The organism is Streptomyces sp. NPDC006516, assembly GCF_040611875.1.
Lineage (GTDB): Bacteria > Actinomycetota > Actinomycetes > Streptomycetales > Streptomycetaceae > Streptomyces.
The window spans coordinates 83,251-97,059 of sequence record NZ_JBEXPD010000010.1 but is presented as its reverse complement, the minus strand read 5'-3'; the positions used below and the strand labels follow the sequence as shown (position 1 = coordinate 97,059).

Annotated in this window: 10 protein-coding genes; 3 read left to right on the top strand and 7 right to left on the bottom strand. The window is 69.3% G+C overall.

The genetic code is table 11. The features are described 5' to 3' along the window. The first annotated feature begins 242 nt into the window (after positions 1–242). Both ABZY45_RS24800 and ABZY45_RS24795 read left to right on the top strand, forming a co-directional pair. Positions 243–2,042: a sensor histidine kinase gene (locus ABZY45_RS24800; RefSeq protein ID WP_356743088.1), complete on the top strand. Its 1,800-nt coding sequence runs from the start codon at positions 243–245 to the stop codon at positions 2,040–2,042. Further along, complete coding sequence (locus tag ABZY45_RS24795) at positions 2,039–2,716, top strand: response regulator (RefSeq protein ID WP_356743086.1); 678 nt, start codon at positions 2,039–2,041, stop codon at positions 2,714–2,716. Before ABZY45_RS24800 ends, ABZY45_RS24795 begins: the two co-directional genes overlap by 4 nt. A 16-nt stretch (positions 2,717–2,732) precedes the next feature. On the opposite strand, the gene ABZY45_RS24790 is transcribed toward ABZY45_RS24795, so the two are convergent. From ABZY45_RS24790 to ABZY45_RS24780, 3 genes are all read right to left on the bottom strand, one after another. After that, on the bottom strand, positions 2,733–4,325 hold the full coding sequence (locus ABZY45_RS24790) for a cation acetate symporter (protein WP_356743084.1): 1,593 nt from the start codon (positions 4,323–4,325) through the stop codon (positions 2,733–2,735). Next, on the bottom strand, positions 4,322–4,762 hold the full coding sequence (locus tag ABZY45_RS24785; RefSeq protein WP_356743387.1) for a DUF485 domain-containing protein: 441 nt from the start codon (positions 4,760–4,762) through the stop codon (positions 4,322–4,324). The genes ABZY45_RS24790 and ABZY45_RS24785 overlap by 4 nt, the downstream gene beginning before the upstream one ends. 436 nt (positions 4,763–5,198) lie before the next feature. Continuing rightward, entirely contained in the window at positions 5,199–7,325 is a 2,127-nt protein-coding gene (locus ABZY45_RS24780; RefSeq protein WP_356743083.1) for a DNA topoisomerase IV subunit B, read from the bottom strand. 432 nt (positions 7,326–7,757) lie between these two features. Between ABZY45_RS24780 and ABZY45_RS24775 the strand changes: the two genes are divergently transcribed. After that, positions 7,758–7,988: a hypothetical protein gene (locus ABZY45_RS24775; protein WP_014048767.1), complete on the top strand. Its 231-nt coding sequence runs from the start codon at positions 7,758–7,760 to the stop codon at positions 7,986–7,988. 105 nt (positions 7,989–8,093) lie between these two features. Here ABZY45_RS24775 and ABZY45_RS24770 read toward each other — a convergent pair whose 3' ends face one another. The 4 genes from ABZY45_RS24770 to ABZY45_RS24755 form a co-directional block, all read right to left on the bottom strand. Continuing rightward, complete coding sequence (locus ABZY45_RS24770) at positions 8,094–8,924, bottom strand: serine protease (protein ID WP_356743081.1); 831 nt, start codon at positions 8,922–8,924, stop codon at positions 8,094–8,096. 128 nt (positions 8,925–9,052) lie between these two features. After that, positions 9,053–10,600 (bottom strand): RNA polymerase sigma factor, encoded by a 1,548-nt coding sequence (locus tag ABZY45_RS24765; protein ID WP_356743080.1) that lies wholly within the window; start codon positions 10,598–10,600, stop codon positions 9,053–9,055. Between the two features lie 323 nt (positions 10,601–10,923). Further along, a complete protein-coding gene (locus ABZY45_RS24760; protein ID WP_356743385.1) occupies positions 10,924–11,787 on the bottom strand; it encodes a FadR/GntR family transcriptional regulator in 864 nt (287 codons plus the stop codon). Positions 11,788–11,968: 181 nt separating this feature from the next. Further along, the gene (locus tag ABZY45_RS24755; protein ID WP_356743078.1) at positions 11,969–13,729 is read right to left on the bottom strand and encodes an ATP-binding cassette domain-containing protein; all 1,761 of its coding nucleotides are present in this window, start codon (positions 13,727–13,729) and stop codon (positions 11,969–11,971) included. Positions 13,730–13,809: the final 80 nt, after the last annotated feature.

The following is a 13,809-nucleotide window of genomic DNA, read 5'->3' as shown; positions in this document are numbered from 1 at the left end:
ACAGAACGCTCACAGACGAAGGCCCTCGGAGGCAAGAGCCGGTGCGCGCGGGGTTCGGGGCACGCCGGGCCAGGCCCGACGGCCGGCCTTCGGATCGTGCCCGCGTACGCGCGGACCGAGGCGGGTCGACGGGCGCGGACCGGCGTGCCTGACCGGGATGCGGAACCGGTTCCCGGACCGGTATGCGGACCTGACGCGGACGGAATTTCGGTCAGGACGTTTCGCCCCTTACCGTTCATACGATGAGCGCCCCACCGATCGTCCCCCGGGGACCGCGCAGGTTCGGCTGGCCGAAGCGGGTCTTCTCGCAGGTCCTGCTGATGCAGCTGGCCATCGTCACGGGCGTCACGGTTCTTGTCACCGGTCTGTTCCTGGCACCCCTCAGTGCTCAGCTCGACGACCAGGCGATGCGCCGCGCACTGGCGATCGCGCAGAGTACGGCTGCGCAACCGCAGATCGCCGCCTCGCTGCTCAGCACCGAGCCGCGCCAGGACGGTGCCGTCCAGATCGCGGCGGAGCGCATCAGGCGGTCGACCGGCGCGGAGTACGTGGTGATCATGGACCGGCGTGGGGTGCGCTGGTCACACACGGACGTGTCCCGCATCGGCGGCGTCGTCTCCACGGACCCCAGCACCGCCCTCTCGGGCAGGTCCGTGATGGAGATCGACAGCGGGACGCTCGGACGTTCGGCCCGCGGCAAGGTGCCGCTCCTCGACTCGACGGACCGGGTCGTCGGCGCCGTATCGGTCGGCATCGCCTACGACAGCGTCCGGGCCCGGCTGCTCGCGGCCATCCCCGGGTTGCTCGCATACGCCGGCGGGGCGCTGGCCGTGGGAGCCCTGGCCGCCTATCTCATCTCACGCCGTCTCCAGCGCCAGACGCACGACCTGGCGTTCTCCGACATCTCGGCGCTCCTGACCGAACGCGAGGCGATGCTGCACAGCATCCGCGAAGGCGTCGTCGCACTCGACGGCGCGGGGCGCATCAGGCTTCTGAACGACGAGGCGCAGCGTCTGCTCGGCCTCGGTCCCGACGCCTCGGGCAAACAGCTCGATGAGGCTCTGGGGGAAGGCAGGACCACCGATGTGCTGGCCGGGCGGGTGGTCGGGGACGACCTCGTGACGGTCCGGGGCAACCGGGTGCTTCTCGCCAACCGGATGCCGACCGACGACGGCGGGGCGGTGGCCACCCTGCGCGACCGTACGGAGCTGGAGCACCTCGGCCGTGAACTCGACTCCACCCGGGGTCTGATCGACGCGCTCCGCGCCCAGGACCACGAACACGCGAACCGGCTGCACACCCTGCTGGGGCTGCTGGAACTGGAGATGTACGGGGACGCCATGGAGTTCGTCACGGAAGTGGTGGGCGTCCACCGGGCGACGGCCGAACAGGTCACCGAGAAGGTCCACGACCCCTTGCTGGCCTCGCTCCTGGTCGGCAAGGCCACCGTGGCCGCGGAGCGGGGGGTCGCCCTGCGTATGGCCCCGGAGACCCTGCTGCCGGACAGCCTGGTGGACCCTCGCGGCCTGGTCACGGTCCTCGGCAACCTGGTCGACAACGCCATGGACGCGGCCGCGGGGTCGGCCGAGGCCAGGATCGAGGTCTACCTGCGGGCCGAGGACCGTACGGTGGTGCTGCGCGTGCGGGACAGCGGTCCCGGCGTACCGGCCGGCGACCACGAGTCCATCTTCACCGAGGGCTGGTCGACCAAGGAACTCCCGGCCCACGGCAAGCGCGGTCTGGGACTACCGCTGGTGCGGCGGTTCGCGGAGCGGCAGGGCGGCACCGTGTCCGTCTCGGACGCCCCCGAGGGCGGGGCCACGTTCACCGTCGTCCTCCCCGAGGCCCTGAGCGAACCGCGGACCCCGCCAGGCCCACAGCCCCCGCCAGGACCGCACGTCCCGCCAGGATCCGAAGCCCCTTCCGGACCGGAGCCGCGTCGCGAGCCGGTGCCTCCGGGCGGACCGGTGCACCAGGGCGAACCGGCACCCCCCGGGCCTCCGGCCTCTGTACGACCGACGACGACAGGAGACGCCCCGTGATCGAGGTCCTCGTCGTGGACGACGACGTCCGGGTGGCCCGGATCAACGCGGCCTACGCCTCCAAAGTGCCCGGATTCCGGGTGGCCGCCATGGCTCACTCCGCGGCCGAAGCTCTCACCATGGTCGAGAAGCTGCCCATCGACCTGATCCTGCTCGACCACTACCTGCCGGACCGCAACGGCCTGGCCGTCGTGCGTGAGCTCCGAGGGCTCGGGCATCACGCCGACGTGATCATGGTGACGGCGGCCCGCGACGTGGCGACCGTTCAGGCGGCGATGCGTCACGGGGCGCTCCAGTATCTGGTCAAGCCGTTCGCGTACGCCGGACTCCGCACGAAACTGGAGGCGTACGCGGCACTGCGCCGTACCTTCGAGAACGGCGGTGAGGCCGAGCAGACGGAGGTGGACCGGTTGTTCGGGGGCCTCTGGGCGACCGGAGGGTCAGACCTGCCCAAGGGACATTCACCCACCACCGCGGAACTGGTCCGCCAGGCCCTGCGTGCCGCCGAGGGGCCCCTCTCCGCACAGGAGGTCGCCGAGTGCGCCGGGATGAGCCGGCAGACCGCTCAGCGCTATCTGAAGCTGCTGGAGCGCACCGGGCGGGTGCGGCTGTCCCTCAAGTACGGCGATACGGGCCGCCCGGAACACCGGTACACGTGGGCCACGGGGGCCTGAAGCGCCCCCTCCAGCCCTACGCCGCGCCCGCTCCGGTGAGTGACCGGACCTCCGTCTCCGCATGCTTCGCCGCGTCCGGTGGTACCGAGGAGGTGACCGTGCCGATCCACCCGGCGAGGAAACCGGCCGGAATCGACACCAGCCCCGGGTTCTCCAGCGGGAAGAGGGCGATGTCCACTCCCGGGAAGAGCGAGGTGGGGCTTCCCGAGACGATGGGTGAGAGCAGGACGAGCAACACGGCCGGGATCAATCCGCCGTACACGGCCCAGACCGCTCCTCGCGTGGTGAAGCCGCGCCAGAACAGCGAGTAGAGCAGCGCCGGGAGATTGGCGGAGGCGGCGACCGCGAAGGCCAGGCCCACGAGGAACGCGACGTTCAGATTCTGGGCGAGCAGGCCGAGCCCGATGGCGACCACTCCGACGGCCGCCGCGGCCACCCTGGCGACGCCGACCTCGCCGCGCTGCTTGGCACCCGGGCGCCGGAACGAGGCGTAGAGATCATGAGCGACCGAGGCGGAGGAGGCGAGCGTGATGCCGGCGACGACCGCGAGGATCGTGGCGAAGGCGATGGCGGCCACGACGGCGAACAGCAGGGTTCCGCCCGTGGAGCCTTCTCCTCCCCCGAGCACGAGCGCGAGGAGGGGAACAGCCGTGTTCCCCGAGGCGTTGGAGGCCCGGACCTCCGCGGAGCCCACCAGCGCCGCCGCTCCGAACCCCAGGACGATGGTCATCAGGTAGAAGCTGCCGATCAGCCCGATGGACCAGACGACCGAGCGACGGGCCGCGCGGGCGGTGGGCACGGTGTAGAAGCGCGACAGGATGTGCGGCAGACCGGCCGTGCCCAGGACGAGCGCCAGGCCGAGGCTGATGAAGTCGAAGCGCGCCGTCCAGCTCTCGCCGTACCTGAGGCCGGGCGAGAGGAAGTCCCGCCCGTGACCGCTGCGTTCGGCGGCGGAGGTGAGCAGGGCGTTGAAGTCGCCGTGGAAACGTACGAGCACGAGCACGGTGAGCGCGACCGCGCCGGCCATGAGCAGGACGGCTTTGACGATCTGGATCCAGGTCGTGGCCCGCATGCCGCCGAACGACACGTAGATCACCATGAGCGCTCCGACCCCGACGACGGTCCAGGAGCGGGCGGTGTCACTCGTGCCGCCCAGCAGGAGTGCGACGAGGCTTCCCGCGCCGACCATCTGGGCCACCAGGTACATCACCGAGACCGTGACGGACGAGGTTCCCACCGCCATGCGCACAGGACGCTCCGCCATGCGGGCCGCGACCACGTCGGCAAGGGTGAACCGCCCGCAGTTACGCACGAGTTCGGCGACGAGGAGCAGCACCACCAGCCAGGCCACGAGGAAGCCGACCGAGTACAGCATGCCGTCGTAGCCGAAGAGGGCGATCAGGCCCGAGATGCCGAGGAAGGACGCCGCGGACATGTAGTCACCGGCGATGGCGAATCCGTTCTCCATGGGTGAGAACAGCCGCCCGCCCGCATAGAACTCCTCCGCGGACCCGTGCCTGTTCCGGCTCACCCACGTGGTGATCCCGAGCGTCACGGCGATGAACACGCTGAACAGCACGAGCGCCAGAGTCTGATGGTCCCCTCTCACCGGCCGGCCCCTCTTGTCATCTCCTGCGTCTCCCACCGCAGCTCCAGCGCCGCACGGTCCCGGTGCAGTCGCGCATGACGCACATACGCCCAGGTGAGCAGGAACGTGGTGAGGAACTGCCCGAGCCCGGCGACCATGGCCACGTTCACCACTCCGGCCACGGGACGTGCCATCAGGTCGTGCGCCGTGGTGGCCGCGATGACATAGGCGAGATACCAGAGCAGGAAGGCGGTCGTCGCGGGCACCACGAAACGCCTGTACCGGCGCCGCACTTCACGGAACACCGGGCTGCTCTGCACCTCCAGATAGATCTCGGCCGCGCTGTGGCCTGACTGCCCGGCCGGCCGGGACCGTCCGTCGGCCGCGATGCCTCCCACACCTTCCGGATCGCCCCATCCGGTGGCCGTCGTCCCGTCCCACGGGTCGTCGAGCCGCATCACTGCGGCGTCCGGCCCTGCTTCCTTCTCCACCGACAACTCCCTTGTCCACGAGCCTTTTCGGCCGCGTAGTCAAGAATGGGCAGATCGGGAAGATCCCGGGCACATCATTCGCCGGGCTTCACCATTTCAGGTGACGGAACTGCCGGGCGGCTGTGCAAGCCCACGCCCGTACGCGTAGCGCACGGCCCCGTCCTGCCGCGCGCCCCTGTCTTGGCGAAGAGATCGTTTGATGTGTGTCTTCACCGTGGCCCGTGAGATGTGCAGCGTGCGTGCGATCCGCGATGAGAACCAGCACCTCGGCCTCCCTGGGCGTGCGCCCGTCGGGCAGCTCGGAAGCACCGGTGTACGTCCTGCCCGGATGTCGGGAGATCAAGGGATCGGCTCAAGGGTCGACCGTGGGTGGAGAAGGCTCTCCACCCACGGTTGAAGAGCGTCAGACGTCGATGCGCGAGCGGTCCAGCGTGGCGGCCGAGCTGGTGATGAACTCCTTGCGGGGGGCGACCTCGTTGCCCATCAGCAGGTCGAAGATCTGCTCGGAGGACTCCAGGTCGCCGATGTTGATGCGCCTCAAGGTGCGGTGGCGGGGGTCCATGGTCGTCTCCGCCAGCTGGTCCGCGTCCATTTCGCCGAGGCCCTTGTAGCGCTGGATCGAGTCCTTGAAGCGGACGTTCTTGCGCTGGAGCTCCAGCAGGGTCTGACGCAGCTCGTTGTCGGAGTAGGTGTAGATGTACTTGTCCTGGCCCTTCTTGGGCTGGACGAGCTCGATCCGGTGCAGCGGGGGCACGGCCGCGAAGACCCGCCCCGCCTCGACCATCGGCCGCATGTACCGCTGGAAGAGCGTGAGCAGCAGCGTGCGGATGTGCGAACCGTCGACGTCGGCGTCCGTCATCATGATGACCTTGCCGTAGCGCGCGGCGTCGATGTCGAAGGTGCGCCCCGAGCCCGCTCCTATGACCTGGATGATGGCGCCGCATTCCGCGTTCTTGAGCATGTCCGAGACGGACGACTTCTGGACGTTGAGGATCTTCCCGCGGATCGGCAGCAGCGCCTGGAACTCACTGTTGCGGGCCAGCTTCGCGGTACCGAGCGCCGAGTCGCCCTCGACGATGAAGAGCTCGCTGCGGTCCACGTCGTCGCTGCGGCAGTCCGCGAGCTTCGCGGGCAGCGACGAGGACTCGAGCGCGGTCTTGCGACGCTGCGCGTCCTTGTGCTGACGGGCGGCGATGCGGGTGCGGGCCGCCGCGACCGCCTTGTCCAGCACCGCCCTGGCCTGGGCCTTCGCGTCACGCTTCGTGGAGGTCAGGAACGCCTTGAGCTCCTTGGCGACCACGTTGGCCACGATGCGGTTGGCCGCCGAGGTGCCCAGCACCTCCTTGGTCTGGCCCTCGAACTGCGGCTCCGCGAGCCGCACGGTGACGACCGCGGTCAGGCCCTCGAGCGCGTCGTCCTTGACGATGTCGTCCTCGGCGACGCGCAGCAGCTTGGCGGAGCGCAGGACCTCGTTGACCGTCCTCGTGAGGGAGCGCTCGAAGCCGCTCACGTGGGTGCCGCCCTTGGGGGTGGCGATGATGTTGACGAAGGACTTGACGTTGGTGTCGTAGCCGGTGCCCCAGCGCAGGGCGATGTCGACACCCAGCTCGCGGGTGACCTCGGTGGCCGTCATGTGACCCCGGTCGTCCAGGACCGGCACGGTCTCCTTGAACGTTCCCGTCCCGCTCAGCCGCTGGACGTCGCAGACGGCCTTGTCCTGAGCGAGGTACTCGCAGAACTCGCTGATCCCGCCGTCGAAACGGAACGTCTCCTCCGTCTTGCCCTCACCGTCGATGCCCCGCTCGTCACGCACGACGATGGTGAGACCGGGGACGAGGAAGGCGGTCTGGCGCGCCCGCTGGTAGAGCGTCTCCAGGCTGAGCTTGGCGTCCTTGAGGAAGATCTGGCGGTCCGCCCAGTACCTCACCCGGGTACCCGTACGCGTCTTCGGGACCCGCTTTCCCTTGCGGAGCCCGTTGGCGGGGTCGAACGGGCTGTCCGGACCCTGTTCGGTGAACATGCCCGGGACACCACGCCGGAAACTGATCGAGTGGGTCGCGCTGTTGCGGTCGACCTCGACGTCCAGCCGGGCCGAGAGTGCGTTCACGACCGAGGCACCGACGCCGTGCAGACCGCCGGACGCGGCGTAGGAGCCGCCACCGAACTTTCCGCCGGCGTGCAGCTTGGTCATGACCACCTCGATGCCGGAGAGCCCGGTCTTGGGCTCCACGTCGACCGGGATGCCCCGGCCGTTGTCACGCACCTCGACGGAACCGTCGTCGTGGAGGATGACCTCGATGTTGTCGCAGTAGCCGCCGAGGGCCTCGTCGACGGAGTTGTCGATGATCTCCCAGAGGCAGTGCATGAGCCCGCGGCTGTCCGTGGACCCGATGTACATCCCGGGGCGCTTGCGCACCGCTTCGAGCCCTTCGAGGACGAGAAGGTGCCGCGCGGTGTAGTTGGAGCTGTCCCTGTCTGCGCCGCCTGCTCCGGTCAGCAGCGCAGTGGACGGCACGGAATCGGCGGTCACGCGGTTCGCTCCTCGCTGAATTTCATTTGGGGCCCAGTGGGTAGCGGGCTCGGCCTCGGTAGCCGCTGAGAGCCTACCGAGGCCTGGTAGAGCGGTTGTAACGCCACCCAGGGGGAATCCTCATGCTAGTGCAGCCTCGCATACGCGTTCGATCATTCGTTGGAGTGACGTGCACATCACGTTCCCTTCGAGGCATGAACCATTTAGGCTCCGGGCACGTCCTCATGAACAACCGGCAAGCCAGCCGGCGGACCGGCCCACACAAGCAACGCGAAACCGTAGCGCTACGCAATACGGCACATTCGCCGCCAACCGGCAACAGACAGCCATCCTGAGAAGAAGTTTCGAAGAAATGCCACGAGCGGGAACGTTTTCGGCCTGGTTGGATGTTGACCCTGGTACGACAGCTCGTCGAGCTAGAGAAGAGGCGACGTGACTACTGTTCTGACCCCCGCGAGCCCGCTGACCGCAGCAGACCGCTGTGACCGTTGCGGCGCCCAGGCTTATCTGCGCGTCGTCCTGATCAGCGGCGGTGAACTGCTCTTCTGCGCCCACCACGGGCGCAAGTTCGAGCCGGAACTCAAGAAGATCGCCGCGGAAATACAGGATGAGACGGATCGGCTCACTGCCGCGCAGGCCAGTGCTGCCGACGAGGAACACTGACACCTCGCATCCACGACGAGCCATGGGTACGGTCCCGGACCGGCCGACGGGCGGCCTCCCAGTAGGGAAAGCCGCCCGTTCTCATACCCTTCGGCCCGTCCGCGGTCAGTTCCGGTCGGCCATCCACCGGATCGCCGCGGAGATGCGGGTGTACACACCGGGGCTTCCTGGGCTTCCACAGCCGCTGCCCCACGAGACGAGGCCTACAAGGCGCCCACGGGCCACCAGCGGGCCTCCGCTGTCCCCCTGGCACGCATCACGCCCGCCTGCGGTGGCACCGGCGCAGAGCATGGACGACGCGTCGTACAGGCCCTGTGAGCCGCCTGGGTACGCCCGCGCGCAGTCGGCGTCCGGGAGTACGCGCACTGTGGCGGCGCGCAGCCCGGACGCGTAGGCGCCGTAGCCCGTCGTGTCCCCCCAGCCGTACACCGTGGCCTTCGTGCCCGGCTCGTAGGCCGCGCTGCCTGTTGCCGCCATCGGGATCACACTGCCTGCCGGAAGCGGCTGAGCCAGGGTGAGCACGGCGAGGTCCGCCGCATTGGTGTGCGGGTCATAGCCCGGATTGACCCACGCCGAACGCACGGAGATCTCCCGGCCACCAGGACCGCTCAATTCGTCCCGTCCGGCGATGACCCTCAGGTCGCGGATCTCCGGGACTGGTGCGCCCAGCACCTCCTCCCTCAGGCAGTGCGCGGCCGTCAGCACCTTGGTGGGCCCGACAGCGACTCCGCCGCAGAACTGACCGCCACGGGTTCCTCCGAACCGGTCACGGCTCGACAGCGCCACCACCCACGGGCTGTCCGCGACGGAGACGGGCTTCCCGCCGACGATGATGCTGTCCGCAGCGGCAAGGGGCGGGGGGCCGACCGGTATCGCGGCCGCCGCGGCCGCCAGGAGGAATGCGGCGGGAAGGGCGCGGACGAGAAGGCGGGGCATGTGGACTCCTGACGCCGAGGTGAACGTTGCCTACTCAGCGTCATCCGAGCCGGTGCGAGCCGCATGCGGATACGGGCGGGGCCCGGAACCTGAAGTGGTTCCGGGCCCCGCCCATGTCCGTCCTCGATCTAGTCGAGGTAGTCGCGCAGCACCTGCGAACGCGACGGGTGGCGCAGCTTCGACATCGTCTTCGACTCGATCTGACGGATGCGCTCGCGCGTCACGCCGTAGACCTTGCCGATCTCGTCGAGCGTCTTCGGCTGTCCGTCGGTGAGACCGAAGCGCATCGAGACCACGCCCGCCTCGCGCTCGGAGAGCGTGTCGAGCACCGAGTGCAGCTGCTCCTGGAGCAGCGTGAAGCTCACGGCGTCGGCCGGGACGACGGCCTCGGAGTCCTCGATCAGGTCACCGAACTCGCTGTCCCCGTCCTCACCCAGCGGGGTGTGGAGGGAAATCGGCTCGCGGCCGTACTTCTGGACCTCGATGACCTTCTCAGGGGTCATGTCGAGCTCCTTGGCCAGCTCCTCCGGCGTGGGCTCACGGCCCAGGTCCTGGAGCATCTGGCGCTGCACGCGCGCGAGCTTGTTGATGACCTCGACCATGTGCACCGGAATACGGATGGTGCGAGCCTGGTCGGCCATGGCGCGGGTGATGGCCTGACGGATCCACCAGGTGGCGTACGTGGAGAACTTGTAGCCCTTGGTGTAGTCGAACTTCTCCACCGCGCGGATCAGACCGAGGTTGCCCTCCTGGATGAGGTCCAGGAAGAGCATGCCGCGGCCGGTGTAGCGCTTGGCCAGCGAGACCACGAGCCGGAGGTTGGCCTCCAGCAGGTGGTTCTTGGCCCGGCGGCCGTCCTCGGCGATGATCTCCAGCTCGCGCTTGAGCTTCGGTGCGAGCTTGTCGGCGTTGGCGAGCTTGTCCTCGGCGAACAGGCCGGCCTCGATGCGCTTGGCGAGCTCGACCTCCTGCTCGGCGTTGAGGAGGGGAACCTTGCCGATCTGCTTCAGGTAGTCCTTGACCGGGTCGGCGGTGGCGCCGGCGACGGCGACCTGCTGCGCAGGCGCGTCGTCCTCGTCGTCGTCGGAGAGGACGAAGCCCTTGTTCTCGCCCTCGCCCTCCTCTTCCTCGCCCTTGCCGGCCTTGACTTCCTCGACAGCCTCGTCACCGTCGAGCAGCTCGTCGTCCTGCTTGCCGGACTTCTTCGCGGCGGTCTTCTTGGCCGCCGTCTTCTTCGCGGCGGTCTTCTTGGCAACCGTCTTCTTGGCTGCCGTCTTCTTCGCAGGAGCGGCAACGGCAGCGTCGTCGGCCGCCACGTCCGCGCTCTCTGCCGCCGGAGCGGCGGAGGCCGCGACGGTACGGGTCACGGCTGTCTTGGCCGCGACGGTCTTGGTGGCGGTGCGCTTGACCGGGCTCTTCGCTGCGACGCTCTTGCGGGCGCGTTTAGGCGACTCCGCGGCACTGACCATCAGCGTCACACCCTCTTCCTCGAGGATCTGGTTGAGGCTGCGCAGAACATTCTTCCACTGGGTTGGCGGAATCTGGTCAGCCTCGAAGGCCCGACGCACGTCATCGCCGGCGATCTGCCCATCAGCCTTTCCCCGCTCGATGAGCGCCATCACAGACTCGGACTCGGCGATCTCCGGCGGGAGCGTACGGGATGTGCTGGCCGACACGAACAACCTCTCGGAACGATGGAAACGGCTTCCGGTCCGGCCCTGGGAGGGGCTGGAACCGACGACCGGCGGCTGGGGATGTTGCCGACGGCGCGGGCTTGGCCTCAGAACTGCACAGCGCACTACGTGGCTGCTGTATTCCTTCCGCGGCGGTCACCTCTTAGGTCATCGCACTGTTTCGAGGAGTGTTACGCCCAATTCGCGTGGCCCCAGTCACACCTCATTCGCGACAAACCGAACCAGAGGTCACATCTCCGTACAACTATGCCGCCGAACCGGGAGGCCCGGCGGCACACGGTCCGCATACCCCGGTTTGTGGTGCTTCAGTGCTCGCGGGGCGCGGGAACCACCCGTTCCCCGTCCAGGTGGCCGAGCAGCAGCTGCCGCATGGCGGCCTCGGCGCCTGCGGCATCGCCCGATGCCAGGGCCTCGGCAATGCGCGCATGGTGGCCCAGCGACGTCTCCGCCGGCCGGTCGCAGGCCGTGACGGGCCCACCCGAGACATGGAGGGCCGCCGACACGATCCCGGAGAGGTGTTCGAGCATGCGGTTGCCCGCCGCCTGGATCAGCAGCGCGTGAAACTCCGCGTCGGCGCGGGAGAACGTGATGGCGTCCCCCTGCCCCATCGCGTGCCCCATGATCTCGATCATGTCGCCGAGGCGCTGCTGGATGTCCTCCCGGCCATGTCCGGCTGCCAGCCGGGCGGCCAGCGGCTCGATGGTCCAGCGAAGCTCGTCCAGCTCGCGGCGCTGACCCTCCCGCTGCGGCCCGAAAGCCCGCCATTCGATGATGTCGGGGTCCAGCAGATTCCAGTCGCTCACCGGCCGGACACGGGTGCCCACATTGGGCCGGGCGCTGACCAGGCCCTTGGCCTCGAGGACGCGCAGGGACTCCCGCACAACGGTGCGGGAGACCTCGAATCGCTGCCCGATCTCCTCAGGAACGAGGGGCCGGTCCGCACCGAGGTCGCCGGAAACAATCATCTGGCCGAGCTGCTGGACCAGTTGGCCATGCAGTCCACGGCCTCGGCTGGCTCCGCGCCGGCTCGCCCGCCCCAAGTCGGATTCGGCACCGCCCCAGGAACGCAGCGCGGCACGCTCGCCGGCCGGCGCCTCCGTGTAGGGGTAGCGGTCGAGTTCGCCCGGCCCGGCGAGGCCGGAGTCGGCGGAGCGGGCGGCGGTCATCATGGTGTGCGCAAGGGTACTCACGGAGTCTTTTTCGGCGCGGCTCAGCCACCCCTTGAGGTCTTTGCTGAAAAGCACACGAAAGGGTGATCGGCACTCGCCTTGCAATTGACGCCCTATGTACGGAAATCACTCCTTATCGGGGGAGTTGACGGCCGCGTGTCATGGGCGCTGGTTCCCTGCGTCACCAACGTGCCCTGCCGCGCAGGCTGGTGAATGCATACGCGCAGATCAGAGCCCCCAGGGAAAGAGACAGCGCCAGCCCCACGGGCTGCGTCAGGACCCGCACGGCGGCCACGGCCCACCGGTCCGTCTCGCTCGGCCACTGCAGCCAGGTGAGTTCACGCAGACGCGCCGGCAGCCCGGCAATCGAACGGGCGGCCGGAACGGCGAGGAGCTTCTGCACCAGTGGTACGACGAGCACCGGCACCGCGAGCACCGCGGCGACTCCGGCGCCGGTGAGACGGAAGACTCCGGCCGCCAGGAGCCCCGCCCAGGCGCAGCCGACGGAGAGGCCAGCCCAACTGAGCGCCAGTTGCGTGGCATTCGCGGGGATCGAAACCAAGTCCGCGCCGTACACGAGTCGGAGAGCTTCGGCGTCCGCCAGTACGCAGAGCAGAGCGAGCGACAGCGCCACGCCTGCCGACACGACCAGCTTGGCGAGGAGAAGTCCGAGTCGGCGGGGCACCGTCCCCCGCCCGGCGGCGAGCGCCGGGTAGCGGAACTCGTCGCCGAAGGAGAGTGCGCCCAGCAGCCCGGCGGCGAAGGCGGCGGGCGGCAGGGGCAGCAGGTCCGGCCAGGCGACCAGCAGATCGGGCAACGGCGTGCGACCCGAGCGCGCCAGCACCACGGAGAGACCTGCCGAGACAAGCACAACGGCCATCATGGTCATGGCGGTTGTCCGCACCCCGAAGAGGCGGCGCAGTTCGTACCGCAAGGGCCGCAGCGGGCCACGCGCCGGACGGACTGGGATCGGAGGGGGAAGTTCCGAGATCGCCACTGCCGACGCGGGCCCGGGCGGAACCTGCCTCACGTGACCGTCGGCCATCGCTCGGCCCGGCGGCGCGACCGGCCCCGCGTCCCCTGTCTCATCCGCGAGTTGATGCACCGGGACACCGTGCCGGTACGCCGTGTCGCCGACCTCGGCGCAACTGCTGCCGTACACCGACAGCCGGCTGCCGTCCTCCGCCACCACCTCGACGGAGCGCCGGGCAGCACGCGCCTCCCGGTTCATCACGGCGGCCAGACGTGCGGCGTGCGGGGTCCGCACCGCGACCCGGGGCCGCAGGCGCGTACGGGAGAAGTCGGCGACGCCCTGATCGGCGACGAGGCGCCCGTCGTGGATGGTCACCACACGGTCGGCCGCGCGGGCGGCCTCCTTGGGGTCACTGGTCGTGTGCAACACGGTTCCGCCCTCGGCCGCGTGCGCCCGCAGCAGCCCGTGGAGCCAGCTCCTCTCGCGCGGCGAGAGGCCCTCGGCAGGCTCGTCCAGGACGAGCGTGTGGGGATCGCCGAGCAACGCCGAGGCGAGGCCGAGCCGCCGGTCCATGCCTGCCGAGAGAGTCCCGATGCGCTGGTCTCCGAGGCCCGCGAGACCGACGACCTCGAGCAGCTCGTCGGCTCGCGACGCAGGGACCCCCGCCGCCGCACAGAGCATGCGGAGCTGCCCCCGGGCAGTGCGAGCGGGATGGCCCGGCACATCCCCGAGCAGCACCCCGACCTCGCGAGCGGGGTGACCGATGCGGTGCAGTGGACGGCCTCGGAAATAGGTGACGCCCCTTCCGGCCTCGAGTTCGAGCATCAGACGGAGGGCGGTGCTCTTCCCGGAGCCGGGAGCGCCGAGCAGCACCGTGACACTGCCGGACGGAGCTTCGAAGGTCAGGTCGTCAACGGCGGGCAGGGCGTCGCGACGGGGAGCGCTGGTGAGTCCGATGGCCTGGAGCATCGCTTCTCTCGCAGAGGGTGTGACCGCTCGGCGGCAGGGTGGAGTACCCCAGCAAGATAACGCGACATTTCAGACTTTTG

Excerpts from the sequence above, each read along its gene's own strand:
- ABZY45_RS24800 (WP_356743088.1), top strand. The coding sequence starts at position 243 with ATGAGCGCCCCACCGATCGTCCCCCGGGGACCGCGCAGGTTCGGCTGG.
- ABZY45_RS24785 (WP_356743387.1), bottom strand. The coding sequence starts at position 4,762 with ATGCGGCTCGACGACCCGTGGGACGGGACGACGGCCACCGGATGGGGC.
- ABZY45_RS24770 (WP_356743081.1), bottom strand. The coding sequence starts at position 8,924 with ATGCCCCGCCTTCTCGTCCGCGCCCTTCCCGCCGCATTCCTCCTGGCG.
- ABZY45_RS24760 (WP_356743385.1), bottom strand. The coding sequence starts at position 11,787 with ATGATGACCGCCGCCCGCTCCGCCGACTCCGGCCTCGCCGGGCCGGGC.
- ABZY45_RS24755 (WP_356743078.1), bottom strand. The coding sequence starts at position 13,729 with ATGCTCCAGGCCATCGGACTCACCAGCGCTCCCCGTCGCGACGCCCTG.